Annotated in this window: 24 protein-coding genes and 7 pseudogenes; 17 read left to right on the top strand and 14 right to left on the bottom strand. The window is 67.1% G+C overall.

The features are described from left to right. The first annotated feature begins 4 nt into the window (after positions 1–4). The 4 genes from QFZ82_RS01240 to QFZ82_RS01225 all read left to right on the top strand — a co-directional run bounded on the left by QFZ82_RS01240 (position 5) and on the right by QFZ82_RS01225 (position 4,555). Entirely contained in the window at positions 5–976 is a 972-nt protein-coding gene (locus QFZ82_RS01240; protein ID WP_307711360.1) for a winged helix-turn-helix domain-containing protein, read from the top strand. Positions 977–1,025: 49 nt separating this feature from the next. Then, positions 1,026–2,612: a group II intron reverse transcriptase/maturase gene (gene ltrA / locus QFZ82_RS01235; protein ID WP_307711359.1), complete on the top strand. Its 1,587-nt coding sequence runs from the start codon at positions 1,026–1,028 to the stop codon at positions 2,610–2,612. 677 nt (positions 2,613–3,289) lie between these two features. Continuing rightward, on the top strand, positions 3,290–4,285 hold the full coding sequence (locus QFZ82_RS01230; RefSeq protein WP_307711358.1) for a reverse transcriptase domain-containing protein: 996 nt from the start codon (positions 3,290–3,292) through the stop codon (positions 4,283–4,285). A 3-nt stretch (positions 4,286–4,288) separates the two neighbouring features. Next, on the top strand, positions 4,289–4,555 hold the full coding sequence (locus QFZ82_RS01225) for a group II intron maturase-specific domain-containing protein (RefSeq protein ID WP_307711357.1): 267 nt from the start codon (positions 4,289–4,291) through the stop codon (positions 4,553–4,555). 26 nt (positions 4,556–4,581) lie between these two features. On the opposite strand, the pseudogene QFZ82_RS01220 reads toward QFZ82_RS01225, so the two are convergent. The 3 genes and pseudogenes from QFZ82_RS01220 to istA all read right to left on the bottom strand — a co-directional run. Further along, positions 4,582–4,911 (bottom strand): annotated as a pseudogene (locus tag QFZ82_RS01220) (ATP-binding protein); the annotation flags it as partial. Then, positions 4,881–5,384, bottom strand: coding sequence for an ATP-binding protein (locus QFZ82_RS01215; protein WP_307711356.1), 504 nt, complete (start codon positions 5,382–5,384; stop codon positions 4,881–4,883). The pseudogene QFZ82_RS01220 and the gene QFZ82_RS01215, both read right to left, overlap by 31 nt. Further along, on the bottom strand, positions 5,384–6,634 hold the full coding sequence (gene istA / locus QFZ82_RS01210; RefSeq protein ID WP_307711355.1) for an IS21 family transposase: 1,251 nt from the start codon (positions 6,632–6,634) through the stop codon (positions 5,384–5,386). Before istA ends, QFZ82_RS01215 begins: the two co-directional genes overlap by 1 nt. Positions 6,635–7,115: 481 nt before the next feature. On the opposite strand from istA, the pseudogene QFZ82_RS01205 reads away from it, so the two are divergent. Both QFZ82_RS01205 and QFZ82_RS39615 read left to right on the top strand, forming a co-directional pair. Beyond that, positions 7,116–7,634 (top strand): annotated as a pseudogene (locus QFZ82_RS01205) (transposase). A gap of 50 nt (positions 7,635–7,684) precedes the next feature. After that, positions 7,685–8,449 carry a 4'-phosphopantetheinyl transferase superfamily protein gene (locus QFZ82_RS39615; protein WP_373429214.1) on the top strand — a complete coding sequence of 255 codons (765 nt, stop codon included), beginning with the start codon at positions 7,685–7,687 and terminating at the stop codon, positions 8,447–8,449. A gap of 273 nt (positions 8,450–8,722) precedes the next feature. On the opposite strand, the pseudogene QFZ82_RS01200 reads toward QFZ82_RS39615, so the two are convergent. Beyond that, positions 8,723–8,833 (bottom strand): annotated as a pseudogene (locus tag QFZ82_RS01200) (IS3 family transposase); the annotation flags it as partial. 133 nt (positions 8,834–8,966) lie between these two features. On the opposite strand from QFZ82_RS01200, the pseudogene QFZ82_RS01195 reads away from it, so the two are divergent. Next, a pseudogene (locus tag QFZ82_RS01195) lies at positions 8,967–9,260 on the top strand (transposase family protein); the annotation flags it as partial. Between the two features lie 62 nt (positions 9,261–9,322). Continuing rightward, positions 9,323–9,460 (top strand): hypothetical protein, encoded by a 138-nt coding sequence (locus tag QFZ82_RS01190; RefSeq protein ID WP_307711354.1) that lies wholly within the window; start codon positions 9,323–9,325, stop codon positions 9,458–9,460. Between the two features lie 39 nt (positions 9,461–9,499). On the opposite strand, the pseudogene QFZ82_RS01185 reads toward QFZ82_RS01190, so the two are convergent. Continuing rightward, positions 9,500–11,004: pseudogene (locus QFZ82_RS01185) on the bottom strand (ISL3 family transposase). Between the two features lie 473 nt (positions 11,005–11,477). Continuing rightward, positions 11,478–11,927 carry a DUF5707 domain-containing protein gene (locus QFZ82_RS01180; RefSeq protein WP_307711353.1) on the bottom strand — a complete coding sequence of 150 codons (450 nt, stop codon included), beginning with the start codon at positions 11,925–11,927 and terminating at the stop codon, positions 11,478–11,480. Positions 11,928–12,487: 560 nt separating this feature from the next. Here QFZ82_RS01180 and QFZ82_RS01175 point away from each other — a divergent pair. The 4 genes and pseudogenes from QFZ82_RS01175 to QFZ82_RS01160 form a co-directional block, all read left to right on the top strand. Then, a complete protein-coding gene (locus tag QFZ82_RS01175) occupies positions 12,488–12,721 on the top strand; it encodes a hypothetical protein (RefSeq protein WP_307711352.1) in 234 nt (77 codons plus the stop codon). Positions 12,722–12,726: 5 nt separating this feature from the next. After that, on the top strand, positions 12,727–14,292 hold the full coding sequence (locus QFZ82_RS01170; RefSeq protein WP_307711351.1) for a sensor histidine kinase: 1,566 nt from the start codon (positions 12,727–12,729) through the stop codon (positions 14,290–14,292). 465 nt (positions 14,293–14,757) lie between these two features. Further along, entirely contained in the window at positions 14,758–14,880 is a 123-nt protein-coding gene (locus QFZ82_RS01165) for a hypothetical protein (RefSeq protein ID WP_307711350.1), read from the top strand. Beyond that, positions 14,864–14,962: pseudogene (locus tag QFZ82_RS01160) on the top strand (GntR family transcriptional regulator); the annotation flags it as partial. The gene QFZ82_RS01165 and the pseudogene QFZ82_RS01160, both read left to right, overlap by 17 nt. 551 nt (positions 14,963–15,513) lie before the next feature. On the opposite strand, the gene QFZ82_RS01155 reads toward QFZ82_RS01160, so the two are convergent. The 7 genes and pseudogenes from QFZ82_RS01155 to QFZ82_RS01125 all read right to left on the bottom strand — a co-directional run. Further along, positions 15,514–16,740, bottom strand: coding sequence for an ATP-grasp domain-containing protein (locus QFZ82_RS01155; RefSeq protein WP_307711349.1), 1,227 nt, complete (start codon positions 16,738–16,740; stop codon positions 15,514–15,516). Positions 16,741–17,001: 261 nt separating this feature from the next. Continuing rightward, positions 17,002–18,519, bottom strand: a complete 1,518-nt coding sequence (locus QFZ82_RS01150) for an amino acid adenylation domain-containing protein (RefSeq protein ID WP_307711348.1) — start codon at positions 18,517–18,519, stop codon at positions 17,002–17,004. A gap of 54 nt (positions 18,520–18,573) precedes the next feature. Beyond that, a complete protein-coding gene (locus QFZ82_RS01145) occupies positions 18,574–19,701 on the bottom strand; it encodes a methyltransferase domain-containing protein (protein WP_307711347.1) in 1,128 nt (375 codons plus the stop codon). A 28-nt stretch (positions 19,702–19,729) separates the two neighbouring features. After that, positions 19,730–20,158 carry a nuclear transport factor 2 family protein gene (locus QFZ82_RS01140; RefSeq protein ID WP_307711346.1) on the bottom strand — a complete coding sequence of 143 codons (429 nt, stop codon included), beginning with the start codon at positions 20,156–20,158 and terminating at the stop codon, positions 19,730–19,732. Continuing rightward, a complete protein-coding gene (locus tag QFZ82_RS01135) occupies positions 20,155–20,979 on the bottom strand; it encodes a hypothetical protein (RefSeq protein WP_307711345.1) in 825 nt (274 codons plus the stop codon). The genes QFZ82_RS01140 and QFZ82_RS01135 overlap by 4 nt, the downstream gene beginning before the upstream one ends. 158 nt (positions 20,980–21,137) lie before the next feature. After that, entirely contained in the window at positions 21,138–21,410 is a 273-nt protein-coding gene (locus tag QFZ82_RS01130) for an acyl carrier protein (RefSeq protein ID WP_307711344.1), read from the bottom strand. Positions 21,411–21,776: 366 nt separating this feature from the next. Continuing rightward, a pseudogene (locus QFZ82_RS01125) lies at positions 21,777–22,101 on the bottom strand (DeoR family transcriptional regulator); the annotation flags it as partial. A 585-nt stretch (positions 22,102–22,686) separates the two neighbouring features. On the opposite strand from QFZ82_RS01125, the gene QFZ82_RS01120 reads away from it, so the two are divergent. From QFZ82_RS01120 to QFZ82_RS01105, 4 genes are all read left to right on the top strand, one after another. Next, entirely contained in the window at positions 22,687–23,232 is a 546-nt protein-coding gene (locus tag QFZ82_RS01120; RefSeq protein ID WP_307711343.1) for a DUF6879 family protein, read from the top strand. Between the two features lie 30 nt (positions 23,233–23,262). After that, positions 23,263–24,111, top strand: a complete 849-nt coding sequence (locus tag QFZ82_RS01115) for a DUF5753 domain-containing protein (RefSeq protein ID WP_307711342.1) — start codon at positions 23,263–23,265, stop codon at positions 24,109–24,111. 94 nt (positions 24,112–24,205) lie between these two features. Continuing rightward, the gene (locus tag QFZ82_RS01110) at positions 24,206–24,403 is read left to right on the top strand and encodes a hypothetical protein (protein ID WP_307711341.1); all 198 of its coding nucleotides are present in this window, start codon (positions 24,206–24,208) and stop codon (positions 24,401–24,403) included. Between the two features lie 69 nt (positions 24,404–24,472). Further along, the gene (locus QFZ82_RS01105) at positions 24,473–24,619 is read left to right on the top strand and encodes a hypothetical protein (protein WP_307711286.1); all 147 of its coding nucleotides are present in this window, start codon (positions 24,473–24,475) and stop codon (positions 24,617–24,619) included. Positions 24,620–24,632: 13 nt separating this feature from the next. Here QFZ82_RS01105 and QFZ82_RS01100 read toward each other — a convergent pair whose 3' ends face one another. Continuing rightward, on the bottom strand, positions 24,633–26,003 hold the full coding sequence (locus QFZ82_RS01100; RefSeq protein ID WP_307711285.1) for an IS4 family transposase: 1,371 nt from the start codon (positions 26,001–26,003) through the stop codon (positions 24,633–24,635). Positions 26,004–26,190: 187 nt separating this feature from the next. Between QFZ82_RS01100 and QFZ82_RS39610 the strand changes: the two genes are divergently transcribed. Beyond that, positions 26,191–26,352 (top strand): hypothetical protein, encoded by a 162-nt coding sequence (locus QFZ82_RS39610; RefSeq protein ID WP_373429213.1) that lies wholly within the window; start codon positions 26,191–26,193, stop codon positions 26,350–26,352. Positions 26,353–26,556 lie beyond the last annotated feature (204 nt).

The raw sequence follows: 26,556 nt of genomic DNA, 5'->3' as shown, positions 1-26,556 counted from the left end.
TGGTATGCGTTATCCGGAGGGTGGGGGCCTGACCGCTGAGCGTCGGATGTTTCGGGAGAAGATCCGGCTCCGGGCCGGTGAGAGGTTCGCGGCGGGCGAGAAGACCGCGGTGATCGCGAAGGACCTGCGCGTGAGTGTGCGGTCGGTGGAACGCTGGCGCCGTGCCTGGCGCGAGGGCGGCATGGAGGCCCTGCGTTCTGCGGGCCCGGCCAACTCTCCGACCGTCACTGCTGCCCAGTTTGCCGTGCTCGAGGAGGAACTCGGCAAGGGTCCGTCAGCGCACGGCTTCGACGATGACCGTTGGACTTTGGCCCGGGTCCAGACGGTGATCCGCCGACGTCTGAGGCTGAGCCTTTCGGTGGCGACGGTGTGGCGGCTGTTGAAACGGCACGGCTGGTCATGGCAGGCACCCGCCCGCAGAGCACTTGAACGCGACGAGCACGCCGTCGAACTGTGGAAGAAGGAGGTGTGGCCGAGGGTAAAAGCCTCGCGGCGGCCCGTGGAGCCTGGCTCGTCTTCGAGTTGCGCCGTGAGGCGCTGTGATTCGTGTGGAGGTGTGAGACCGTGCGCCACGAGGCGCTGTGATCCGCGTGCGGGTGTGAGACCCGCACCGTCGTCCCGTCGCAGCGGGACGGCAGAAGCAGGGGGTAGCTGGGCCCGGAGAGTCGGCCGGGTCTGGTGGAGAGCAGCCCCGACAACGACGGGACGCACCGGAACTACCGGACGGTGCGGGTCCGGCAAGCGAGACGGGAAGGTGGACGAGAGGAACCAGCGGTGTAAAGCCCCTCAAGACCTCCGCCAGCTCAAACCCGGTGGATCTGGGCTGGATAGCGGTGCGCACTGCTCGTACGGGCAGGAACTCCTGGATCGGATTGATCTTGCCGGTCGGGAGGCCACGGTGAAGGACTGCGGCGTAACCGTGGCAATGCCGCAGGGGCAAAGCTGGCCGCCTCACCCGACGAGCGGATCAGAGTGAACGTGGGAACCACTTCGAAGCTTCCGTCTCAGTGCGCTGTCCAGGTGCGATGGGGCGGGAAGGCGCGACGTCCGCCGACGGCCCGAGGTGGGGCGGAGGGCTGGTAGTAGTCCGGGGGCGGGAAAGCCGTCCACATGGCGAAGCAGCCCAGCGGATTCAGGTAGTTGAGGAACTGCAATGGACGGAGACGCTGGTGAACACCGGTGGTCTGTGGCTCGACCCCGATGGGGCCTGGCTGCGGGTACGACGGATGCAGACCAAGCTGCACCAATGGGCGGTCGATGATCCCGACCGCAGGTTCGATGATCTCTACAACCTTGTCCATCACCCCGACTTCCTCACCGTCGCGTGGGAGAGGGTGAGGGGCAACAAGGGCGCGCGCACCGCCGGCGTGGACCGGGTCATCCCGGCCTTCATCGCCGACGACGCCGACATCGTGGCCTTTCTGAAGAACACGCGGGAGCAGTTGAAGGCCCGCACGTTCGCCCCTCTGCCCGTGCGGGAGCACATGATCCCCAAGCCGGGCAGTGGGGGAAAGCTCAGGAGGCTGGGGATTCCCACCGCGATGGACAGGCTCGTGCAAGCCGCGCTCGTGCTGGTCCTGGAGCCGATCTTCGAGGCGTCCTTCAAGCCGGTCAGCTACGGCTTTCGCCCCGAGCGACGAGCCCATGACGCGATCGCTGAGGTGCACCACTTCGGCACCAAGGGATACCGCTGGGTGCTGGATGCGGACATCGAAGCGTGCTTCGACAACATCGCACACTCCGCTCTCCTTGAGCGGATGCGCCGACGAATCGGAGACAAGCGGGTTCTCGCCCTGGTCAAGGCGTTTCTGAAGGCGGGCATCATGTCCGCCGATGGCGAGACCAGGGACACGAACACCGGCACACCCCAAGGCGGCATCGCCTCGCCGCTGTTGGCGAACATCGCCCTCTCGGCGCTGGATGAACACTTCTGCGCCAAGTGGGACGCTCACGGCAACGGCGGCAGGCGGACAGCACACCGCCGACGCGGAGGTGCCACATACCGGATCGTCCGCTACGCGGACGATTTTCTGATCATGGTGTGCGGCGTCCGAGCTCACGCGGACGCGCTGTGGGAGGAGGTCATGGCCGTGCTCGCCCCTCTGGGGCTCCGCCTGTCCGAGGCCAAGACCCGCGTCTGCCATATCGACGAGGGGCTGGACTTTCTCGGCTTTCACATCCAGCGAAGGCGCAAGAAGGGCACCAGCGAGCACTATGTCTACACCTATCCGTCGAAGAAGGCGCTGGCCTCCATCACGGGCAAGGTGCGGGCGATGACGAACAAAAGAGGTCAACGCACTCTCGCCGACCTGCTCCGCCAGCTCAACTCGGCGGTGCGGGGGTGGTGTTACTACTTCCGGTTCGGGTCGTCCACAGCCACGTTTCACTATCTCGACGACTTCTGCTGGCGTCGAGTGACGTTGTGGCTGAGGAAGCAGCATCCCGGGATCGACTGGAAGACTCTGCGGCGCCGCTACTTGACCGGCGAGCCTGGTTGGCGGCCTGCGGAGGACGGGATCACGCTGTTCGTCCCGCAGCGGGTGAAGGTGACCCGCTATCGCTGGCGTGGATACAGCATCCCGACACCGTGGGCGGAGGCCGCGACGGTGTGAACCGCGCGGTCCCAAGGGAGTCCGTGGAGCGCCGGATGCGGTGAGAGTCGCATGTCCGGTGCGGAGGGCGGGCCGGGGAAACGGGCTGGTCACAAGGCCAGTACCGCGCCCCGGTCCGACCCCTACTTCACCGCCGACCTGTCGTAGCAGGGAGGTGGAGCTGAGGGCAGCCTGATCCGGGTGATGCCGGGGAGGGCGGGAGCGGCCCTGACAAAGCCGGGACGTGCCAGTACTGCCAGATGGTGCGGGTTCGGCGAGCGGGATGGAGAGGAGTACGCGAGGAACCGGCGTCTTTACGTCTCTTAACGACTACACCGGCTCGAAACCTGGTGGATCTGGGCCGGAAGCGGTGCGCACTCGCTGCCTGATAGCAGCGGGGAACTCCTTGGCCGGTATTTCGAAGCCGTTCGGGAGGCCACGAGGAAGGACTACGGCGTACTCGTGGCGATGCCGCAGGGACACAGTCGGACTCCTACTCCAACGAGCGAATCGCAGTGAACACGGGAACCGCCCGTTCTCAGCTCCCCTGCCGTGCACGGCCAGTGCCCGGCTGGGGATAGGCGCATCGACCGCTGAACGGTCCGGGTGGGGCGGAGCCGCCGTAGTACTCCGAGCCGGGGAGAGCCCGCGCACATGGGGAAGGGCGGCAGCGGGATCGAGAAGGGAAGGAGACTGCAATGCCGAAAGACGCACCGCTGAACAGCGGTGATCTGCTGGAGGCGGGCCCGGTGGGTCCACGCCAGCGGGTATCGGAGATGCAGGCCAAGCTTCACCGTTGGGCGGTGGCCGATCCCGGCCGCCGGTTCGATGATCTGTTCAACTTCGTGCACGACCCGGCGACGCTGATCGTGGCGTTCGACCGGGTCGCCGGCAACCGGGGAGCCCGCACTCCCGGCGTCGACGGCCTGACGGCCGCCGAGGTCGAGGAACGATTCGGGGTCCCCGAGTTCCTGGACGGCCTACGGGCCCAGCTCAAGCAGGGCTCGTTCCGGCCGCTACCTGTGCGGGAGCGCAAGATCCCCAAACCGGGTGGGTCGGGAAAGGTCCGGCGGCTGGGGATTCCCGTGATCGCTGACCGGGTCGTCCAGGCCGCGCTGAAGCTGGTGCTGGAGCCGATCTTCGAGGCCGACTTCAAGCCGGTCTCCTACGGGTTCCGGCCCAAGCGGCGAGCTCAGGACGCGATTGCTGAGATCCACTTCTACGGCACCCATGGATATCGGTGGGTGCTGGACGCGGACATCGCGGCGTGTTTCGACGAGATCGACCACGTCGCGCTGATGGACCGTGTCCGGACGAGGATCAAGGACAAACGAGTGCTGGCACTGGTGAAGGCATTCCTGAAGTCCGGTCTCCTCACGGAGCTCGGGGAACACCAGGAGACATTCACCGGCACACCGCAAGGGGGCATCATCTCCCCGCTCCTGGCGAACATCGCCCTGTCGGCGCTCGATGAGCACCTGCACCGGGCGTGGGAACCAGACGGAGAGCTGTCCACCAGCGGTCGGCGCGAACGACGGGGTGCCAAGGGTTTGCCCTCGTGGCGGCTGGTCCGCTACGCGGACGACTTCGTCGTCCTGGTCAAAGGGACCAGGCAGGACGCCGAGGCACTGCGCGAGGAGATCGCCCAGGTCCTCGCACCGATGGGGTTGCGGCTCTCGGAAGCCAAGACCTAACTGGTGCACCTGAGCGAGGGGTTCGACTTCCTGGGGTTTCACATCCAGTGGCGCCGCAAGCGCGGAACGGACAAGTGGTACGTCTACACCTTCATCGCCGACCGACCCCTGCGGTCGGTGAAGGCGAAGATCCGTACCCTCACCCACAGGACATCGCAGCAAGACCTGGCCGTGGTCCTGGTGAACCTCAACCAGGTCACACACGGATGGGCCAACTACTTCTGTCGGCGACGCTTGAAATGTGAGCCGATTCCGGCGGGTGAAAAATGACCCCCCGCTGCGTCAGTTGATGTTGGTCATTCCTCCGTGTTGGCCGCGGGAACCCGTCCGAGGTCGCGGCCGCGCATGCGGTAGCTGTCACCCTTCAGCGAGATGACCTCGGCATGGTGAACGAGGCGATCGATCATCGCGGCGGCAACGGTGTCGTCGCCGAAGACTTCGCCCCAGCGTCCGAAGGGCTTGCTGCTGGTGACGATCACCGAGGCGCGTTCGTAGCGGCCCGAGATGAACTGGAAGAACAGGTTCGCGGCCTCGGGTTCGAAGGGGATGTAACCCACTTCATCGACCACGATCAGCGGGATCCGGCCCAGCCGGGTCAACTCGTCGCTGAGCCTGCCTGCTTGGTGGGCTTCGGCGAGGCGGGTGACCCACTGAGCGGCGGTGGCGAAGGCGACCCGGTGGCCGGCCTGGCCCGGATGCCCAGGCCGGTGGCGAGGTGGGTCTTGCCGGTGCCGGGCGGCCCCAGGAAGATCACGTTCTCCTTCCCGACGACGAAGTCCAGCGTCCCCAGATGTGCGATGACCTCGCGCTTCACGGACCGCTGGTGATCGAAGTCGAAGTCCTCCAGCGACTTGCGAGAGGGGAAACGAGCCGCCCGGATGCGTCCCTCGGCGCCGTGGGAGTCACGGGCGGCGACCTCCCGCTGCAGGCATGCGGCCAGATACTCCTCGTGACTCCAGCCCTCGTCGCGGGCCCGCTCGGCGAGCCGGGCTGCCGCATCCCGCAGGGCCGGGGCCTTCAACGCCTTGGTCAGATAGATCAGTTCAGATTCGACGTCGCGGCTGGTCCTGGTCTGGTTCGTGCCGTTCTTCGTGCTCATCACGCCGCCCCTTCACCCGTGCTCAGCCCGCCGTCGATGACGCCGAAGATCCGGTCGTAGGTGTCCAGCGACCGCTCCTCGACCTCCGTCACGTCCACCGGCGCCGCTTTCGTGCCGGCGGCCGCCTTGCGGGCGGCCTCGGCAGCGGCCGCATGGTCCGGATCGGTGATCGTCTGGTGGCGGGCCCAGCTGCGGGCATGGCGGGCGACCTCGACGCCGTCGCAGGCCACCAGGACCTGGTCCAGATCGGCGGCGACCTCGATGCGGCGGCCGACGGCCAGGGGATGCACCGAGTAGTCGCAGGTGTCCAGGCGGACGTAATGGTCCCGGGGCAGTCGCAGCGATGCCTTCCACCAGCCCGGCGGGGCGATCGGCGGCAAGGCCAGCATCCGGGAGCGGTCCGCCTCCAGCCGGTCCGCCGGGCGGGCCTGCAAGGTGCGGTGGATGCGCCGGTTGGCCCTGATCAGCCAGTCGGCGAGCTGGATGTTGAAGTCGGCTGGCGAGGTGAACACCCGTCCGGGCAGGAACGACGTCTCGAGATAGCCGTTGGCCCGCTCGACCAGGCCCTTGGCCTCTGGATCCCGTGGCTTGCAGAGCAGGAACTTGATGCCCAGGAGTCCGGCGAACGCGGCGAATTCGTCAGTGAGTTGGGGTCCGCCGGACCGCCAGGAACCGACGGCTCCCTCGTTGTCCCAGACCAGCACCCGGGGGACGGCACCCAGCTCATTCAGCAGCCGCCAGTGCCCGGCAATCAGGTCGGCCGCAGACCTGGAGGGCAGCATCCGGGCGGTGATCCAGCGCGAGTAGCCCGCGACCATGACCAGCACTGGCGGCCGCCCGACCTGGCCGAAGCCGAGCGGGATGTCGGCGGGAGGGAACCACAGGTCGCACTGGCCGATCTCGCCCGGCTCATAGACCGTCCGCGAGGCCGGATCCGCAGGCCGATAGGCCGGCCGCAGGTCCCGGACCCGCTCCTTGAGCACCGTCAGACCGCGGTCCCAGCCGATCCGTTCCGCGATCACCGTCGCCGGCATCTCCGGCCACTGCTCGAGCAATTCACGAATCTGCGGCTCGACCGCGTCCACGATCGAGCCCTTCGGCGCCCGCTGATACTTCGGCGGCGCGTCGTCCGCGATCGCCCTGCGGACAGTGTTCCTCGCGCTCCCCAGCTTCCTTGCAATCGCCCGAACCGGCATCTGATCGGCCCGGTGAAGCCGACGGATCTCCGCCCAGTCCTCCACGCTGATCACCACTCCTCCCGGCCTGACTCAACGAGCCAGACCCCCGGAGGGGGTCAACTTTCAAGCGCCGCCCCTGGTCCACTTTTCAGCCGTCGCCGACATACTTCAGGCATGCCGTCGCGAAACGCACCTTCAGCAACCTGGACAACCTCGACTGGTGGCGAGTCATCCGGCTGCTGCAAGAGCGGCATCACTGGAACTGGACGGACGTCCGCAGACGGCTCACCACCCCCACCGGGCGGTGGCGGCCGATCAGCGCGGGCGAGATCGAGTTGCGGAAGATCAGCGCGATCCCGGTCACCCGGTATCGCTACCGCGGCAACACGATTCCCACCCCCTGGGTCACTGCAACCACCTGACGGCAGAGACCGTGGAGAGCCCGTTGCCTAGTAATAGGCACGGCGGGTTCGGCGAGAGGTCCGGGGAAACGGGCCGGGAGCAATCTCGGCACCGCGCCCCGGGCCTACTCAGCGACGAAGCCGGCTTCTCCATGACGCCGCCGCACTCGAAGACCTGGTCACAGCGCGGCCGGACCCCCGTGGTGCGGGTCCGCGGCCGTTCCCGCAGACGAGTGTCGATCGCTGCGCTGACCTGCTACAAACCCGGCCACGTGTCCCGACTGATCTACCGGCCGCGCCGGGACGACGGCCGACGCGACGGCCGTAAGAGCTTCTCCTGGCGCGACTACCGGAACCTGCTGATCGCAGCCCACCAGCAGCTCGGCGGCCCGATCGTGCTCATCTGGGCATCACAGGGCCGCCGGCCTGCGGGAGTTCGCCGCATCCCGCGACTGGCTGACCATCTACTACCTGCCGCCCTACGCACCCGACCTCAACCCGTCGAAGGGATCTGGTCACTGCTACGGCGCGGCTGGCTCTCCAACGTCGCCTTCAGCACACCCGAACACCTCGTCCAGCGCATCCGGCGCGGCTTACGGCACATCCAGTACCGCAGCGACCTCATAGACGGCTGCCTCGCCGAGACCGGCCTGACCATCCGACCCACCTGAGAAACCACGCGACATCACGAGTTCAACCTCAGTAATGCATACTCTGCTGCATGGAAGCAGGCTGTACTGATATGAAAACTGCTCGCTTTATCCCTCCCGATGGTCAAATCGACGTCTGGACCGCCAGGAATTCCTCCTATAATGCTCGTGACGTAGCCGTCATGAGTGAAACGCTCAGTATGTCGGAGCATGCGGAGGTCCAAAGGCTGCGTGTGCATCAGCACCGAATACATCGGCTACTCTCTCGTGCACTCTTGCGCAGAGTCCTCTCCCACTACGCTGGCCTCCCCCCACAAGCCCTGGAGATTGACCGCAAGTGTTCCCAGTGCGCTATACCCCACGGCAGGCCGCATGACCGGAGCGGTGTTTGGCAGATGTCCGTCACACACTCTGGTGACTTGTGGGCCGTCGCCGTCACAAGCAACTACCCCGTCGGACTGGATGCGGAAGAACTCGAGGGCCGGACTGTTCACCACGTCAGCCGACTGGCAGACGAGAGTTTCACCCCGTTGGAACGGGAGGCTCTGCCTTCATGGGAGCCGCCCGCGGAACATCTCGTCCTGCAACACTGGACGCACAAGGAAGCAGTCCTCAAGTGCCTAGGCACTGGGCTGACGATCCCCATCCAATCTGTGCAGCTGCTAGCCCCCCTTGGACGGCGCCAGCAGGTTTCAGTCGACACCGGCTCCGAGCATAAATCCCTCTATGTCGAATCCCTGGACATCGGCCAGCTCTGGGTATCCGCCCTCGCATGCGCTGCGCCCTGGCACAGAGTTGTTGTCCGCTCCGTTTCGATACTCGACGACGCGCCATAGTGGCCGGCTGTCGCCTCGCGGCTGGAGCTTGATATGCAAGACGCCCGAAGATTTTTTGCAGGGGCCGACCCGGCGATCACTCGGATCTTCAGAAGGGTCGCCAAAAAGCTCGGGCTTCAGAGCTGTGCACCGAGCGTAGGTATGCGCACCGCTCATGCAGCTTGCGCGGCGATCACGAGGCAAGTCGCTTCGTCGGAATCAACCCCTCGAGCCGACCCTGAGTGGCGCAACGGTGAGCTTGTTCCGCTTTGACGGACACCATCGGTGTGTTGGTCAGGCCGCCAAGGCTGTCTCGTATTCGGCAGGACTGCGGTAGCCGAGGCTGCTGTGGAGCCGGTGCAAGTTGTACCAGCCCTCGATCCACTCGAATATCGCGGCATGGGCAGCAGCCCGGCTGGGCCAGGGACTGAGCCTTTTCCAACCTCGTTCTTGAGTACGTCAGTTGGGCTGGCAACGTGGTGAAGCCCCTGGTAGACGGGTTTTCGACCAAGAGAACCGTCTCCACCAGAGGCTTCACGTGCTTGTCTACCCGTCGGGCGCTGACGTGTCCAGCTCCGCCCTTCGCTTCCTCACACAGCAGTTGCGGCGGCACCGCCGCGCGATCGGTTCCCGGTGGCGGCGTCTGAGCGCCGGCCGCCAGGCCCTGCTCACAATCGCCCACCTGCGGGTGGGAAACACCTACGCCCAGCTCGCGGCCGGATTCGGCGTCGGCACCACAACGGCCTACCGCTACGTCACCGAGGCGGTCGAGCTTCTCGCCACGCTCGCCCCGAGCCTCGCCGACGTGGTGCGGACCGCGTCGGCGAAGGCGAGCGCGCCTTCGGCTCGCTGAAGTACGAGCACCTCTACCGCCTGGAGATCGAGGACCTCACCATGCTCGCCCGCGAGGCCGAGCACTACCGGCATGTGTTCAACCACATCCGACCCCACGAGGCCCTGTCCGGCCACCGGCCGATCGAGGTCTACAACGACCCGAGCCTGCATCCCCAACTTTCAAACCGAGATCACTGAGCCAAAAACTTGACGCGGGACAGTGACGGTGCGTTCTCCTCACTGCAGGAGGATGCGGTGACGGAGGAGGTCGAATCCTGCTCGGCCGTGCATCTGCCGCATGATCTTCTTGGTCCGGGTATTGACGCCCTCGGTCCGGCCGTTGTGGTGGCGCAGGGTGAGGCCGGCGTTCACGGCGGCGCGGTCGAGCTCGAGGCCGTTGCAGAAGCTGTGCAGGTTGGGCAGGCCAGCGGTGCGGACTGTGGCGATCCACTGGGTGAGCTTGTCGTCGTTGGCCTGGGCCGGGGTCAGGAACGCGGCGAACTCGCCGGTGAGTCGGGAGAGTTCGGTCATCTCCGGGCACGCCGCGGTGAGGAGGCCGAGCAGGTCGGTGTCCTTGGTCCACAGGTGCTCGGGGTGGGTGAGCAGGAGCCGGGCGACGCGGCGGGGGTTGTCACGGGGCGGTCGCCTTCTGCGCGGCCCTGATTGAGGTAGCGGACCAGCAGGTTGGCACTGCCGGTATAGCCCAGTTCCCTGATCTCGTGCAGGAGGTGCGTGACGGGAACGGCCGGGTTGTCGGACCGGCGTCGGCGCAGGTGGTCGCGGTAGGGGTCGACAAGGGTGGGCCGGTAGCGGGGGGCGATGCGATCCGCGGGTGGTTCAGGGATGCGGGCGTAGCGCTTGACGGTGTTCAGGGCGAGGTTCAGTCTGCGAGAGCAGTCGAGCCTGCCGACGCCGGAGTCGAGGAGGGCGTGGACTTTGTGCCAGCGCTCGCGGGTGGTCTGCTCGCGGATGCCGCCGGGCCGGGGCGGGTTGACGGTGGCCCAGCAGGGGGCGTGGGCGCGGACCTCGGCCAGCACTTTGTCGCACAGGTTCCGCCACAGATGCCAGCGGTCGCTGACCTGCACCGCGTCGGGCAGGGCCCGGCGGATCGCCTCGGCGTAGGTGGCCGAGCCGTCCCGGCACACGACTTCGATCCCTTTCTGCCCGCGCAGCCACGCCTCCAATGTGGCGGCTTCGCGGTCGGGCAGGACATCGACGCGTTCCCCGGTCTCGGCATCGATGATGATCGTGGCGTAGCGGTGACGGCGGCGCAGGGCGAAGTCATCGACCCCGATCACCCTCGGGATCCGCAGCGTCGACGGGGGGATTCCCCGCAGCACCCGCAGGGCGGTGGCGAGCGATACGGGCACGGCCAGTAATCGGGTGAGCCGGGCAGCCGCCCGACCGCACAACTCTTTAACCACGCCCGAGACCTGGCTGGTCAGACGCGTGGTGCGGCGCTGAAGTCGCTCGATCAGCCCAGGGACTTGCTCGCGGAAGGTCTGCCGCCGACAGCCCAGGACCGGGCAGACCAGACGTCGTACCCGGACGTTGACCACGACCCGGCGGCCATCGACCGGCACATCCGCAAGGGTCCGGACGTGGTATCCGTGCACCTTCCCCGTCGGGACCCCGCACATCGGACAGGGAAAGGGAACATCCCGGGTCCGGGCCAAGACCCGGATCATCTCGCCATCGTCCACCACATCCCCGATGACCAGCGCCGAGAGCCCTGAAAACACCGTTGCCACAAGGGAGTTGATATCTCGCATACAACGTCAACGACGCCCGTCACCAGCCGTCACCACCGACTACGGAACAGAGCCGTTTTTCTGGCTCTGTCGCACATCCGGTGGTGACGGACGGTGATTTGACGGTCGAAGGACCCACCGATCAGGGAGACGCAGGTCAGCACGTTGCAGCGCTCGCTGTCTGGATTCGGCCGACCTGCACGGTGCCTGATCGGTGTGAGCCTGGCGTGCCAGGACGGCTTCCTCACGGCAGCGCCGTCCGCTCGTGAAACAGCCAGGTCAGGGCGTCGATCGCATGCTCTGCAACTGGCGGCGGCAGATTCTCACACTCCGTCACCACCGGATGGGAGCCAGGGCCGTTTTTCTTACAGTTCCAAACGACGAGAAAGGGGCAGGGCCTCATGAGGAAAACGAGCGGGATGGGGGAGCCGGGCGCCTGAGCGGCGCCCGGCCACGGTGGCGGGTCAGCGGGTCACGTCGAATGTGGCGGCGCGGGACACGAACGTGGTGTCCCCGTCCTTGGCCGTCGCCAATGTCGTGACGTGCCAGGTGCCCTGGACCAGCGTGACTGCCTCGTCCTTCGTGACCTTCAGCGTGTAGGTGCAGCGGGAAGTCTCGTCCGTGGTGCTTCGGCACGTGGCGCTGTCCACGTGCCCAAGCTCCGCCTCGGTCGGGCTGAGATTCGAACTGGCGGGCCAGGCAATGACCTTGAGGCCCCGGATACCCGAGTCGTCACTCACATCCGCGGTGAAGGTGAGCGAGCCTGCGCTGCCGCCCGACGGAGCGACGTAGCGCACGGAGGCGTTTTCCAGGTCCGGCTTTGTGGGCGTCGATGCCATGGCGATCCCCCCGGCAGCCACTCCGCCGAGGACGGTAACGCCGATGAGCGACGAGACGATAACGCGCTTGGACATGGGGATCCCCCTGAGTCGCTGTGGGAGCAGGTGCAGTGCGCCTGCGGACTGGAGCCGGGAAAGCGATACACGGAAAAGAGCGGAAGAACCGCTGATGGAACCGGTGGTCGATCGCTTTCTCGATGTGATCGAGCCCATGGCCAGGGCATTGCCCGGTCCTCAGGCTGCGGGATGAATGCCGCGTCGAACCGGAGGTAGAGAACGCTTCCGGGCCATCCACCGTCCGAGGTGCACGCCGCCCCTCCACGACGCTGCTTCCGTCTTTCCGCGTCGGCGAGACGAACGTCAGGCCGTCCGTCTCCGCATCTGCAACCCAGGTAAGAGAGCGAAATCCGCCTCAAGCCGGAGCTGGCCGTTTCCCCTGAGCCGTAGCCTGGTTCCCTCATGAATCGAACTGATGACCGCCTGGTTCCGGTCCTGCTGATCTGCGCCCAGGTCGTGGTGTGGCCCGGGACGGCACTGATACGTGGGACCGTCCCGCCCGCTTCTGCCGTTCTCGTGGCGGTGTTGGCTGCCGGGGGGGGGTGACGGCCGCGCTGTCTCTGCGCCATGCCCGCCCGGTGGCCGTCCTCGTCCTGGTCGCCACCGGCTGTGCGCTGGGTGCCGGGCCGCTGCCCACGGGAGCGGTGGCGGTGCTCGGGACAGCAGGCGTCGCGCTGGCCGTGTTCACCGTGGCGAGCGAACGCGACATCTTCACCGCTCTGTTGTGTGTCGTGGCGCTCGCCGCCTGGCAGTTTCTGCAGGGCCTCAGCCTGCACGGGCTAGCGAGCGCAATGGACTCGACCTCGTCCTGACCGCGGTGCTGTACGCGGCCGCGTGCGGCGTCGGCCTGCTCGTACGGCGGTCCCGTCGCGCGCGGCATGCGGCCGAGCAGCTGCTGAAGCGGGCCGAGGCGGAGAGCCGTCGGCTCCCGGCTGTGGAACGGCGTCGTATGGAACGGGAGATGCACGACGTCAGTGCTCATCATCTGACGGCTGTGGTGGTCACCGCCGGGGCGGCGCTCGGGCTGCGCGACCGCCGTCCCGAACTGGCCGAGGAGGCGCTTCGGTTCGCAGTCGAGACCGGCCGCGAGGTCACCCGGGCGCTCGGCGCGGTGAGGGCGCCGTCGCCTTCGCGTGAGGACCTGCCGTCGCCGGAGGAGCGGCTGCAGGATCTGGTCCGGGGGTTCCGCCGGCTGGACCAGCGGGTGGACTGTGAGATCGACCCGCTGCCGGACGGCGTCGTGGCCGACGCGGTGTACGGCATCGTGCGTGAGGCGCTGACCAACGTGGCACGGCATGCCCCTGGTGCGTACACGAGGGTCCTGTGCCGGTTCGGCGACACCCGCACCGACGTCGTGGTCACGAGCGCGGCACCGCCGACCGGTGCGGCGGCGCACGCTGCGGGCCTCGGCTCAGGTCGCGGCCAGGCCTTCCTGCGGTCCCGGGCGCGGGAGGCGGGCGGCACTCTGCACAGCGGACCCACGGCGGACGGCGGATGGGAGGTACGCGCGGTCCTGCCCGGCCGGATCAGCGCCCCCGTGGAACGGTCCGCCCCGCGAAGCCACCGCCTGGCGCAGGTGACGGCCGCGGTCGGCCTGTGCCTGCAACCGCTCCTTCCGACGCTGGTCATCCGGGGCGAGACCACATCGAGCGGACCGCAGGTGTCCGCGGGCGTGCTCTTCGTGCTGCTGGCCGCGGCACAGGCGGTCTCGCTGCTGTGGCTGCGCCGTGCGCCCCGCGCCGCCCTGGGCATCCTGTTCGCTCTGGCCCTGCTGTGGCCGGTGGCGATGGCGGCAGGCCAGTACACCGGGCCCGTCGTCCTGCCGCCCGCCTTGAGCATGCTAGTGTCATGCGCGGCGCTCGCCGCGGACGCGGCCCGCACCGCCGCCGGCCGGGCCCCTGCCGAGAACCGCCCGCGTGCGCTGCTCCTGTCGGCCCGCCCGGTCGCGTTCCTGGTCGTGCACGCGGCGGCCGCGATCTTTGCCGTCCTGAGCCGGGGCACGACGGTCCCCGTGTGGGTGGTTGCCGCGTCGGCAACAGCGGGGGTGTCCCTGGCGGTCGGCGCGGCCGGGTGGAGCGGAGCCCTGCGCGGGCGGCGGCACGGGGCCGCCCGGGGCACAGGGGAGGAACGCCTCGCCGCCTTCACCGAGGACGCTGTCCGGGACGGGTGGGCCGAGCGCCGCCGGATCGCCGCAGGGCTGGAGACCACCGTGCTGGCACGCACCGCCGACATGGTCAGGCAGGCGCAGGCGGGCCGGCTCGACACGACCGCCGAACGCGCCCGCGAGGCCCTGGCCGCCATGCGCGCCCTGCTCGATGCGGTCCGGGAGGGGGAGACGGATCGCGACCTGCGGCCGCAGCCCACCCTCCAGGCAGCGGAGTAATGTTCGTCGCCGCCGTCGGTCTCGGGGCGCTGGTCAACGCAGCGGTCATCGGCTGGTGCGCCCGCGCCCTGCGCCGCGGCGGCAACCCGGACCCGGCGTCCTGAGCCGGTGGCATCGGTTCCTTCCAGCGCCCGCGCAGTGCGGTCCCGGCGGCTCCCGCTCCACATGCTCGCGCTGAGCGTCACCGCGCCCCATGAGACGGGCTGTCCGCTGCCGCAGGCCGGTCCGTGCGACTGTGCCGGCGGCTTGGACGGCGGCGCTACCGCCGGCTCAGGCCACGGCCATGAGTGCTTCGGTGAGCATGGGCGGATCCTTCGAGTCCGGGAAAACCGACCCCTCAAGCTGCGGCTGCGACGCTGAGACCTGCCGCCTGGTGTCCCTGGCACCACTGACAACAGCACCCCCATGAGCGGTGCCAGGACCGAGCCCCCTTCCCCAACGCCGGCTTCACGTCCGCTTTGCGCAGTGCGGGGGCTCGTTGAGCTGCTGCCGCAGGACGACTGGCCGGTGCGGCTGGTCGTCGACACCAACGTCCTGATGGACGACCCCGACGTCACGCTCTACCAGGACGCCGTCGACAGCCCGTGAGGCCAGTGCCATGGGGCTGCCCGTCGGTTCCCCGATACTGGCAGGAGTCCACCGATGGTCGGACGCGGAGGGGATCATCGAGCTTCCCGCCGGCAGCGGCCCCTCGACCGTCGAGGCCGACCGTGGTCGCGTCGTTGCGAGTCCGGCTGAAAACAGGCTGCTGAAGCGAGGGCTCCCGCAGAAGCCCGGGTACTGGTGGTCCCACCTGTGTGGCGAAGGCATTAGTATGGACACGGGGCCAGTTGTGACAACTGCGCCTCCGTGGCGGCGGCCGTAGCCGCGCAGAACCCCGCTCTGACCCGGGAAGACCGGCGGGCCGAAGCCGAACGGCAACCGCAGGACGGTGTCGCACACGAAGCGGCATCGGCGCTCGTGCGGTGCGAGCCCGCCGTCAGAAGCACGCCGTACTGCTGGAGCTGTGCAGCGCCGACGCGAGGTGCCCGGCGGCCGCGGAGTCGGCACGTGCGGCAAGCCCGTGTGTGGACTGCGGAATCGCGGAGACGGCAAACCGACGACGCACGGTCGACCTCGACGCCCCGAAGCACGGCGGCGGCGCCCGCCAGGCACAACCACAACTGCCAACCCGCCATGCAGGAAACAGTCCAGGGTTGCGGTAGGGGAGAGCAGCAGGTGTCAGGTGGCGTATTCTATGACGAGGGTCTGGTCGATTTTTTCCTTGACGGCCATGAGCTCCTGATGATCGGGAGTTTCTCCGTACACGGTTGCGACGGCACTGTCGGTGCCGACTCTCCAATCGATGGCGTCACCGATATTTCGGTGGAACACGACGTGTTTGACACCGGGGATCGACCTGGTCTCCTCAACGCCGTCGATTGCGGAGAGGGAGCGGGCCCATACCGGGGGGGAGATGAAGAGCTGGTACGCCACGCAGCGTGCGCGCAGGGGCTCGGCGGACACGGCCTGACCGAGTGCGGCGGTCATCGCCTGCCGGATGACGCTCTGTCCCGTAGAACGGGCGAAGACGTCATTGACGTATCCGCCTAGGCGGCCGTTGACTTCGATGACCTTGGGGCCTTCAGCCGTCAGCTTGAGCTCGGTGTGGGATATGCCGTGTCGGATGCCGAGAGAACGCAGCGCTGCGGTGGTCACTTCGCAGGCTGATGCCTGCATGTCCGGAGTGAGGGTGCTCGGGAAGAAGAATCCTGTCTCTCGAAACGGTTCAGCGAGCGGTGTTTTTCCTGTCACCCCGAGATGGGTGACTTTCCCGTCCATGCTGAGGCTTTCTATGGAGATGTAGTCGCCCCATGCAGGTCCGGCGATGCTCGGATCACCGAGCAAGGCCTGTTCAAGGACGAGGGATGTCTCGCCTTGGTTGAACGATTGCACCACTGCCTCACGAATCTGCCAACGGTGGCTGATCAGGTACGTATTGCGTCCGCCCATGCCATGGCGTGGCTTGAGGACAGCGGGAGTGCCTGTGTGGTCCATCGCGGGCAGAGCATCGGCCTCGCTGTCGATGGTAGCGATGCGGACTGTATCGAGCCCGCCTGCCGCCAGCCTCGCTCGCTGGTCGCGTTTGTCGGTGAGAGCGGCTACGGTCCGGCTGCTGTGGAACGGCAAGCGGTGGTGAGCCGCGATACGTGCCGCACGGGGCAGTTCCCTTTCACCGAACGCGATAACGCCCGAGATTTCGCCCGTCGATGCCGGGTCGAAGGACTGGGGATCTCCGTACTGCTCAACCACTCTCCCGCACATCCGCAGGAGGGGAAGAAGCGCCTTCACGTGGTGGTCGGAGGGATCACAGACGAAGACGAGGTCGCATACATCACGGGCGGCGGCCACGAGTTCCATCGGTGTCGCCGACCCGTACGCGAAGACGACTGCCAGTGAAGGGGGCACAGCGGATCTTCTCCTTTCGTCGCTAAGGGAGGCACGGTGGGGACACGGGTTCTCCTTGGGCCGCTGTTCCCGACCGCTCAGGTTGATGAACTCAAGGAGTCCGGTGGTCTGAATCAAGGCGATCTCGTGACCAGACCGATTGCCGTGAGGCAGCCTTCACCATGCAACGGACTCCACCGGTCCAACCTGAGCCGCTTGGAAGCACCGATGGCAGTAGCCGAAGCCTTGCGGTCTGGTACGGAGGCCCTGTATTGCGTGCCCCTAGGGTCGGCCTGCCGGCCGGTGGAGGCCTTTCAGCAGCGCGGCGGTGTCTGTCTTGCCGTTCCAGGAGATGGGCAGCTGCTCGACCTGGACGATGCGGTCCGGGATGGAGTAGGCGGGCAGGTGCTGCCGCAGGGCGCTTTTCACCTGCTGGGGCAGCGGACCGGTAGGTGCTGCGAGATAGAACAGGACGAGAGCCTGGCAGCCACCATCGGTTTCCGACGGTAGGGGCACGACGACGCACCGCTCGATCCCCGGCAACGCCGACGCGGTGTATTCGATCGCATCAGGTTCGATGCGATGCCCCCGTACCTTGACCTGTCGGTCAACCCGGCCCGCGAACCGAATGAGGCCATCGTGTCCCAGGCTGCCGAGGTCCCCAGTCCGATACATGCGTACATTGTGCTTCCGTACGCGTAGCCGGACGAATTTCCTGGAGGTCAGGTCCTGGTCCCCTAGGTAGCCCAGGCTCAATCCGTCACCGGCGGCGCAGATTTCTCCTGTCTCACCCGGTGCACACTCCTCGTCGTCCCGCATGATGTACACCTGGCTGTGGGGGACCGGACGGCCGAGGGGGATGTCGCCTGCCCTCGTGTCGTCGAGCCGGACATCGTGGGAGAGCGTGATGATCGTGTTCTCCACAGGGCCGTACCCGTTGATCAGCCGGATCGTCGGATGGCGCTCCAGGAACTGCCGGGCATGACGGGCCGACATCTTCTCTCCGCCGGCCAGCACGGTGCGCAGTCCCTGGAATGCCGCGATGTCTTCCTCGACCAGGAGATGGAAGAGAGACGTGGTGATGAAGCTGGTGTTGACGCTGTCGCGTCGGATGGCTTGACGCAGCCCAGCAGGGGTCAGGGGCCGCTCATCGATGAGAACGCTCGTTCCCCCTGCGAGCAACGGTCCCCACAGCTCCATGGAGAAGACGTCCCACGGCATCGCCGTGAGCTGTGGCATGACGGTGGCGGGACCAAACTCGCACCATTGGACACCTTCGAAGAACAGTCGGCTCGTCGCCCGGTGCGATGACACTACGGCCTTGGGGGTACCTGTGGTGCCTGAGGTGAAGAACACCATGGCCGGGTCGGTGCCGGCGACGGTCACCTTCGGCGGGCAGCTGCCCATCGCCGCCAGTTCCTGGAGGGAGCCTTGCGGAGTCCACCGCTCCAGGAATGCCTGCGGCGCAGCGCCCGGCGACGTGACGGCGAGGCGTGCGTCCAGCCGGTCCTTGATCACACGCAGGTGTTCGTCGGGCCATGCCGGGTCAAGCGCCGCGTAAGCGGCCCCGCGCTTGAGCACCGCCAATAAGGTCGCGACCAGCATCGGCGATACGGGAAGCAGGACGGGAACGTAGTCACCGGGGCCGATGCCCGCAACCGCCAAGGAGTACGCGATCCTGTCCGAAGCCCGGTCCAGGACCTCGTAGGTGACCGTCTCTCCCCGGTGCCGCAGGGCACAGGCGTGCGGGCGCCCTTGGGCCTGCTGTCGAACCCGCTCATGGATGGCACCGTCAAGCACAGCTTCGTCTCCTTGGTTGGGCGAGAGGGAATCACCGGGGGTTGGGCAGGGCCCCTACAAGCTGATGCGGACGAGAGCCGGCTCGACGTGCGTCACACCGCGGTCAGCCAATGCCCCGCACAGCAGCTCGGCATCGGCTCGGTCTTCCAGGAGCAGACTGCGGCCATGGATGCGTCGGCTGCGCAACTGCTCCATGGTCACCGTGAAATGGGGACTGTCCAAGGGGGCGATGAACAGTTTCGAGATCGGAGTGCCCACAAGCCATTCCTGCACCATGGCGTTCAACGACGCGTAAGATTCCGGGACTTCGCAGATGAGCATGACCTGCACGGTGCCTCCGGGCCTCAGGATCCGGGGTGCGGCGGCGACCACGAGATCCAGTGAGGACCTCGCCGTCATCTGCCCGACCTCGTTGTCCCGTCCGCGGTACCGGGGCACCGTCGGCGAGTTGAAGAGGAAATCGCTGAACAGGGAGCCCTCGGGCGGTGAGAACGAGGCGATGTCTGCGGTGGTGAAGGTCGCAGCCGAGCCGTTGAGCGCCGCGTTCGCTTCTGCGTAGGCAACAGCCCGAGGGTTGATGTCGATGCCGGCGACTCGATCGCACTCCTCCTCCAGCATGAGGGCGAAGAATCCTCCCGCACACCCAACGTCGAGGAACGCCTCGCCGGGCCGTTCCATCTGGCGCAGAACCTGGAAGGTCGCGGCATGGGGCGGCATGACGGCGTCCGCGCGCGGGTTTCGCGTGACCAACTGCGGCCCCTCGCTGGTGAACAGCAGGTCGGAGAGGAACAGCTTGGACCGGTAGGGGGTGAGCGAGACCGTCCCGCGGTACTGTCCGGACTCTTCCACCAGCATATGAAGGGAATCCAGCAGCTCTGTGAGCGGACGGCCCAGCGCACGGGTCACCGCGTGCGCGGGCACGGCGCGGTTCAGCACATACAGATGTGTCAGTACGACGAGTGGCGATTCAGCGCAGGCAGCTGAATCTGGGGCGAAATAGGCATGAAATCCTGTCTCGCTCAAGGCGCGCTCCGGATCCGACGCGCCAAGGGCCGAAGCGATAGCTCCCTCGGTGTACCCGGCCGCACCGAGATCTTCACGCAGTTGGCGCAGCCCGCTGTTGAATCGGTGACTCCTTGCGAAGGATGCGTCATCGACAGGAGTGGGCGAGCTTTCACTCACAGAAAGTCTCCTTGACGTATAACCGCGGTCAGTTGATGTCACTGCGGCCGAGCAACTCGAGAGCTGCGGTAATCAGATCCGACATGCCAGGTCCGCTTTGGGCGTCGAAGTACGAGTGCTCGAGGGTGATGAGTCCGTTCTCGAACGTGAGCCACGAGCAGAACTCGACTCTCACCTGCTCGTTCGATTCCTGATCCGTACCGGACATCACTCCTTCGACCACAACCGTGTCACCTGCGGCTACGACGCGGACGACGCGAGCGGTGATGTCAGGCATTGCGGCTTGGCTCTGGTGTTCGACGGCGTGATAGAGTTCTTTGTCGGTGATCTCACCGACGCCGATATAGCGAACCCGGAAATCATCCGCGTAGCATTCATCGATCATGCGGTGGCTGTCGCTGTTGAATAAACCGATCCATCGGTCCACCGCGACCAGATTCATTTCTTCTTCGGTCATCTTCCCGCTCCTCCCACTGCCTCGATCCGCTCCCAGGCGATGGCGGAGATCTCGGTGATGTATTGGCTTGTCCGGTCACTGGTGAGCATGTCGCTCTCTGCTACTGAAATGCGCTGCAGTCGAACAAGCTCGGGGGCCCAGGTTGCCGCCGGCCCGTTCGCACTGTCATGTCCGGTGAGCACGGTCACGGGGCTGCGCGCCTCAGGAGGCTGCGTCTCGGCGACGGCGAGCAAAAACTTGAACCATGCCTGGTAGCGTTCAAGAACGATTTTCGCGGACACCTTGCGATCCGGTTCGGGAACCCCACCAGCGCGGAGACTTTCGTCGATGTCATCCGCGAGCTGGCCGATGATTGCCTCAACGGTCAGCGGGCCGGTCCATGTATTCTGTGCTCCGACAGCAGAGCGCACCTCCGCAATATTACTAAGGACATCTTCCATCGTCGGCCAGGTGGGCTCGACGAGAACTATGGAACTTTCCGCCCCGTCGGCAGGATTCAATTCCCGGGAAAGCTCCATGGCCAAGCCGGACGCACCGCAGTACCCGACGACGGCAGCAGGCTGGATGCCGAGCTGCCTCAACTGCTCGGCGCAGGCTCCCGCGAGTTCCCGGATCGATGCGCCCGGAGATGCCTGGTCGAGGCATTCGACAGCATCAATCCGATACAACCCGTGCCCGGCGGCCTTGCGATGCAGCAAGTCGGACAGTGTGCCAGCAGCGGAGAGCCAGGAGAAGTCAACCACGACGATGGGGGCGATCGCGCTTTCGACAAGTGCTTTCACACGGCCCAGGGCCTCCGGGCAGGCAGTGGAATTCTGCATGAGCCTCCTCCTTCATGTGAATCAGGAACTGCCGATGACAAGCTGATGTGCTGGGCCCCGTGACTCCCGGCATACTCGCCGACCAATTCGAAGGAGATTTTCTCGGGTTCGAGAAGACTGTGCTGATTCCCATCGGCGATCCGACGGCAAGCCCACACTCAGGACTGCCGGATACGGGAGGCAAGCCGGCGTGGAGTCGCATGGTCGATAAAATCGACCGGCCGCAACGAGATCCCAAGGCTCTGGTGGATCCGGCTGATAAGACGGACTACCTGCAGTGAATGCCCTCCGCAGTCGAAGAAGTCGTCGTCTGCCTTCAGGGGAGGAAGGTCCAGCACCGATGCGAACACTTGGCGCAAGGTTTCGGTGAGCTCGTCCGGCTCCTGATCGGACGCGGTTTCGTGCAGCCGAGGGGCTGGCTTCTCGGACATAGGGTTCCTCCTCATGCGAGGTGACGGTCAGTGAATATCCGGTCATCTGCCACGGTGGCTGCAGTTCGTTTCATTCGTCGCGTTCTTGCCCGTAAGAGCGTGTTCGTCCTGATCTTGCGAGGAACGGGTCGTGAGATTCGAGAAGAATCGCATCCCTGGCCTGGTGGTTGCGGGTGCGTCGGGTCAGTGGGACTTGGTTCAGGCCGCGACGGGCAGGGGAACTGAGGCCGGGGAGGTGGTCCCATGCGCGGAAGCGGAAGGTCAGCGGCCATCGGATGGAGGCCAGGCCGGAAGCGAGGGGAGTTCTGGCAGAGGATGGTGAGGAACTGTCGGACGGCGCCCGATGAGCGGAAATACTTGATCGCGCACTCCAGTGAAGATGCGTCGTCTGACTCTGCGGACGGCTTGTGCCTTGACCCTGGCTGACGGCCGGGTCGTCGGTGGTCAGTCCGTACTCGCGGGAGATGCCGTTGGCCCCGACGTACGCCAGGTCGATGACGGATCCGGAGAGCATCCCAGCGCCCCACTATCCCGCCCTCTCGACCGAGTAGGCCCCACCGTGCGTGCAGCGTACCAGCCCGTGCTGCTCCAACACATGGGAGTCCCGGCGAATCGTCTCCTTGGCCACCGCGAGGTCCGCGGCCAGTGCTGTGACCGTCACGGAGCCGGTGTGCAGGGAGAGTCGGAGGATCTCGAACGGGCCGGCTCCCCGTTTGGTTCCGCCGGTTGGGGTCGTGGCCGTCGAGGTCCCAGTCTGTGCTCCACAGTTCCTGGCTGCGGCCTCCGCTGGCGTGCGCGGTGACGGGACCGGGGGTGAGTCGGATGTTGGTCCGCCATCCCCTGCCCCAGTGGTTGTGCTCAGGCGACAGGCTCCACGTGGGCTCGTCTATGACGCGGGAGGCCCCATCGTTTCCGGGGATGATCACAGTTCCCGTGGGGGTCCTGACCACCAGCCGCTGGTCGAACAGGGCGGACTTGGTGATGACCCTGATCTGCCAAGGGCCATGGAAGGTGATCACAGGATCTTCCTGAGGCAACTCGTGCGGACGGTGGACTGGGACAGCTGGTCGGGCTGCTGACTGTCACCGGGTTAAACGGTTGCGGTGGAGACATGGTTCACCGGTCTGGGGTCTTTGAGATTCAGGGCTGTCGGGTCGTCACTTCGGTGCTGCAAGGAGGGATTTGTGGGTGGTCTGGAGGCGGTAGGGGATCCCCGCGCACGAGCGGGTGATCCGCATCCCGGCCCGGATGGTGCCGATCCCGAGGGAGGCATGCGATGCCGCTGAACGCGCAAGCGCTGCACGACGCGACGTTCGCTGAGCTCCTGGCCGCCACCGAGCGCACGGCCGTACATCTGGAAATGCGCGACAGCTACGCCGTAGGCGGCGAAGCCGATGACTTCGCGGCCTTCCTCCGCACCGGTATCCCGCACCTGGACCCGGCCCGCTCCTTCTGGCCGCAGTGGATGCCCCTCGTGCGGGAGGCGGTGGGCCGTGGGGTGGTGATGCGCCGCGCGCGGATCGTGTCCGAGCCGGTCACCGAGTACATCCGCTACGAGTACGCAATCACCCCGCTCAACCTCCAGGCCGGCGAGCAGGTCCGTTGGCTGGCCCGCCGCGAGGCGAGCACCATCCCGCTCCCTGGCAACGACTTCTGGCTCCTTGACGACCGCCTGGTGCAGTTCCACCACTTTACCGGCACCGGCGACTGGGCCAAGGACGGCCGCGAGCGCACCACCGACCCGGCCGCCGCCGAGCTCTGCCGCACCGCGTTCGAGAAGGTGTGGGAGCGCGCCATCCCGCACGCCAAGTACACCCCCTGACCCTTCGCGCTCACAGGACACCTGCGCCTCATGCCCGTCTCCCCGTCGTCCAGCACCCAGGCCGCCCGCGAAGCCCTCGCGGTGCGCCTGGGCCACCTCATGCGGGACGCCGGGATCAACGGGCGTGAACTCTCCCGCTGCTGCGGCTGGGACAAGGCCAAGACCTCCCGGATCCTCGGAGCCAAGGCCGCACCCTCCGACGCCGACATCCGCGCCTGGTGCACCGCCTGCAACGCCGAGGATCAGGCGGCGGACCTGGTGGCCACCGCCCGCGCGGTGGAGTCGATGTACATGGAGTGGCGCCGCCAGCACCGCGCTGGCATGCGCCGCGCCCAGGAAGAGGTCTTCACCCGCAACGCCGCCGCCCGCACCTGCCGCGCGTACGTCTCCAACGTCATCCCCGGCTTCTTCCAGACCGCCGACTACGCCGAAGCCCTGATGCGCTCCATCACCGAATTCCAGGGCACCCCCGACGACATCCGCGAGGCCGTCGCCGCCCGCCTGGCCCGCTCCCGCTTTCTCTACGAGGGCGACCACCGGTTCGTCGTCCTCATCGAGGAGTGGGTGCTGCGCACCCGGATCGGCACGCCCGCCACGATGGCCGGCCAGCTGCAGCACCTGCTCACCGTGATGCCGCTGCCGTCGGTTTCCCTGGGCATCATCCCGCTCGGCGTCCCGCGCACGGGGTGGCCGTTGGAGGCGTTCTACCTCTACGACGACCGGCACGCCGTGGTGGAAACCCTCACCGCTGGCATCAACGTCCGCCAGCCCCGCGAACTGGCCGACTACGCCAAAGCATTCAAGGGTCTGGCGCAGATGGCCGTCCACGGCGACGCCGCTCGGACGCTCCTCCGGGCCGCTGCCGACGCCCTGGAGTGAACCCGCGCAACTATCCGCAACCTTCTTGAGGCCCGGCCTGCGCCGTCCGTAGCGTCGAAGCACCGACGGACCACCAGCGGAAGGGCGGTGCCTCATGCGCGCACGCACGATCAGCACCACCGGTCCCGCGCCCCGGTACGGCGTTCCCTCGCCGGCGCTGCTCGCCCGCGCCGACCGCGGCTACGAGCGCTTCCTGGCCCAGCAGACCGAGGACCAAGAGCACGACGGCAGCCAGGCCATGCCCCAAGGCCGGGTAGTTAACGGATTCGCGTTGGTGGCAAGGGGTTCATGAGGTGCCTTGGCTGGTGTAGGCGGCGGGTCCGGCTTTGTGGATGAGTCCGTTGCTGGCCCATCGGTCGAGTTGTCGGCGCATGGTGCCCAGGGTGACGTCGCCGAGGTGACGGGCGAGGTCACGCGGGTGCCAGTGGCGGTCGGGGTCGGTGTCGAGGACCTCCAGGACACGCTGTCGGCGGCGGTCGTCCGGCGGGATGTGACGGTCGTCGTGTGAGGCGGCGGGCAGCTCAGGTTCGGGTTCGAGGATGGAGATGTCGAGGCCGGTGACGGTGCGGCTGGTATCCGGGCGGCCGTCGTCCTGGCGGGCGTGGTAGCGGGAGATGGGCGACTTGACCTTGCGGACTGACGCGGGGCCGCCTCGGCGGAAGGAGCCCGGCCAGGATGCGCTGGCTGATGACACCGGTCGTCCCGCATCCGGTGACGCCGGCGGCCTGGACGACCAGGTCACGGGCGGTGTGCAGGGCAGTGGTGAAGCCGCAGCGGTCCGGATCTGTGCCCGGCCGCGACTCGGCGGCCTCCACCATGACCGTCCGCAGGGCCTGGTAGAGCGCGAGATGAGCCCACAGCTCCTGCTCGACACCGGCGGGGTCGGCCGAACGCAGCACCCGGCCCCTCAGGAGGGTGTGCCGCAGCGCGTAGTAGGTCGATTCATGCTCCCACCGCTGGTGGTAGAGCGCGACCAGTGCCCCGGCCGGGTAGCGGCCAGCGTCGGTCAAGGTGGTGGCGAGGCGGTAGGAGCCGGTGAACGAGGTGCCGTCCTTGCAGGTCACGACGATCTGCGCTTCGACGATGCGGACCGGGACGGTGCCGATGACGGACAGATAGGAGCCGTCCGCGAGACGGACAAGGACGGGGGTGCGGCGGTTGGCGCGGATCCGGCCCAGGAACTGGGCGCCGGTGTCGGCCACGGCGGCGAGGAAGGCGTTGGCGTCGAAGCCCTTGTCCCACAGGACCAGCATGTCCGGGCGCAGGTGGTGCAGCAGTCGGCGGGCATAGTCGGTCTCGCCCTCTCTGGTCGGGCCGAACACCGCGCCGATCAGGGCCCGGGTCCCGGTCTCCACCAAGGTCATTAACTCCAGCATCGGGTAGCCGCCGCGGCTCTGCGGTCCGAAGCGGTCGGTGTTGCGGCTGCTGTCGGGGATCTTGATGGAGCTGCAGCCGTCGAAGGAAACCGTGCGGAACGGCCCGAACCTCACCCCGCGTGTCGACGGCTGGGCCAGCGTCCCGGCCAGCACCTCGAACAAGCGCTGCAGTGGCGTGGCGCCGACCCGGCGGCGCAGGTCTCGCAGGGCCTTCGTGCTGGGCCTTGCCACGTCGAGGTCGATCAGGCCTGTGATCAGCTTCTGCCACACCAGCCGGTAACCGACCTCGGGAAACAGGCACATCGCGAGCACGAAGTACACCCCGACCCGGGAGGGCAGGTCCCGCAGCCTGCGCTGCACACTCCGGGTCTCTTCCAGGACCGCGTCGACCAGCTCGAACGGCAGAACCTGGGTCAACTCGCCCAGATGGCCGGGAGCGAAGCGGCCCCCGGCCACGGTGAGGCTTCGGGTCACGGTCGTCAGACCGGGCGGCAGGGCACAATGGCGTGCAGGCAACGGAGCTCCGTAACGGCAGAAGTCTTGGCGGACTACCTGCTCCAACGGGACTCCGTTGCCCTTGTTCCCCGCTCCATCACGGAACACCCGCCAACTCGCTTGCCACCAGCGCGAATCCGTTAACTACCCAGCCTTGGGCCATGCCCGCCCCTGCCAGACACCCCGAGACCGCCGCAACGAGGCTTTGATGAGCAACAGACACCTGGTTCTGCATGACCCCGAAGGGCTCCTCGAAGGTGAACTCCCCCTCGACCGAGGCACCCACGGGCGCCTGGCCACGGCCGTGCTCGGCTGGACCGGCGGACCGGGCTACAACCAGCGGACCTCCAGCAGATCGCGCTGCAGCTGACCGGCGCCGCCCGCGCGGTCGCCGCCGACGTCGTCCTGGAGGAAGCCCACCGGTGCCTGTCCGGTGTTCCGGACGGCACGGTGCGCTGCGCGCAGGGCCGCGCCCGCCTCATCCGCGCCCTCTACGAGCGCCTGGACCGTCTCACCGAGCCAGCATCCCGGTCCGCAAGGGCTCTCTGAACCCGCCGCGCACCCGGACGAGATC

This window comes from Streptomyces sp. V4I23, from assembly GCF_030817975.1.
GTDB lineage: Bacteria > Actinomycetota > Actinomycetes > Streptomycetales > Streptomycetaceae > Streptomyces.
Note: the sequence above shows the minus strand (reverse complement) of the source record. Positions and strands in the feature narration are given on the sequence as shown.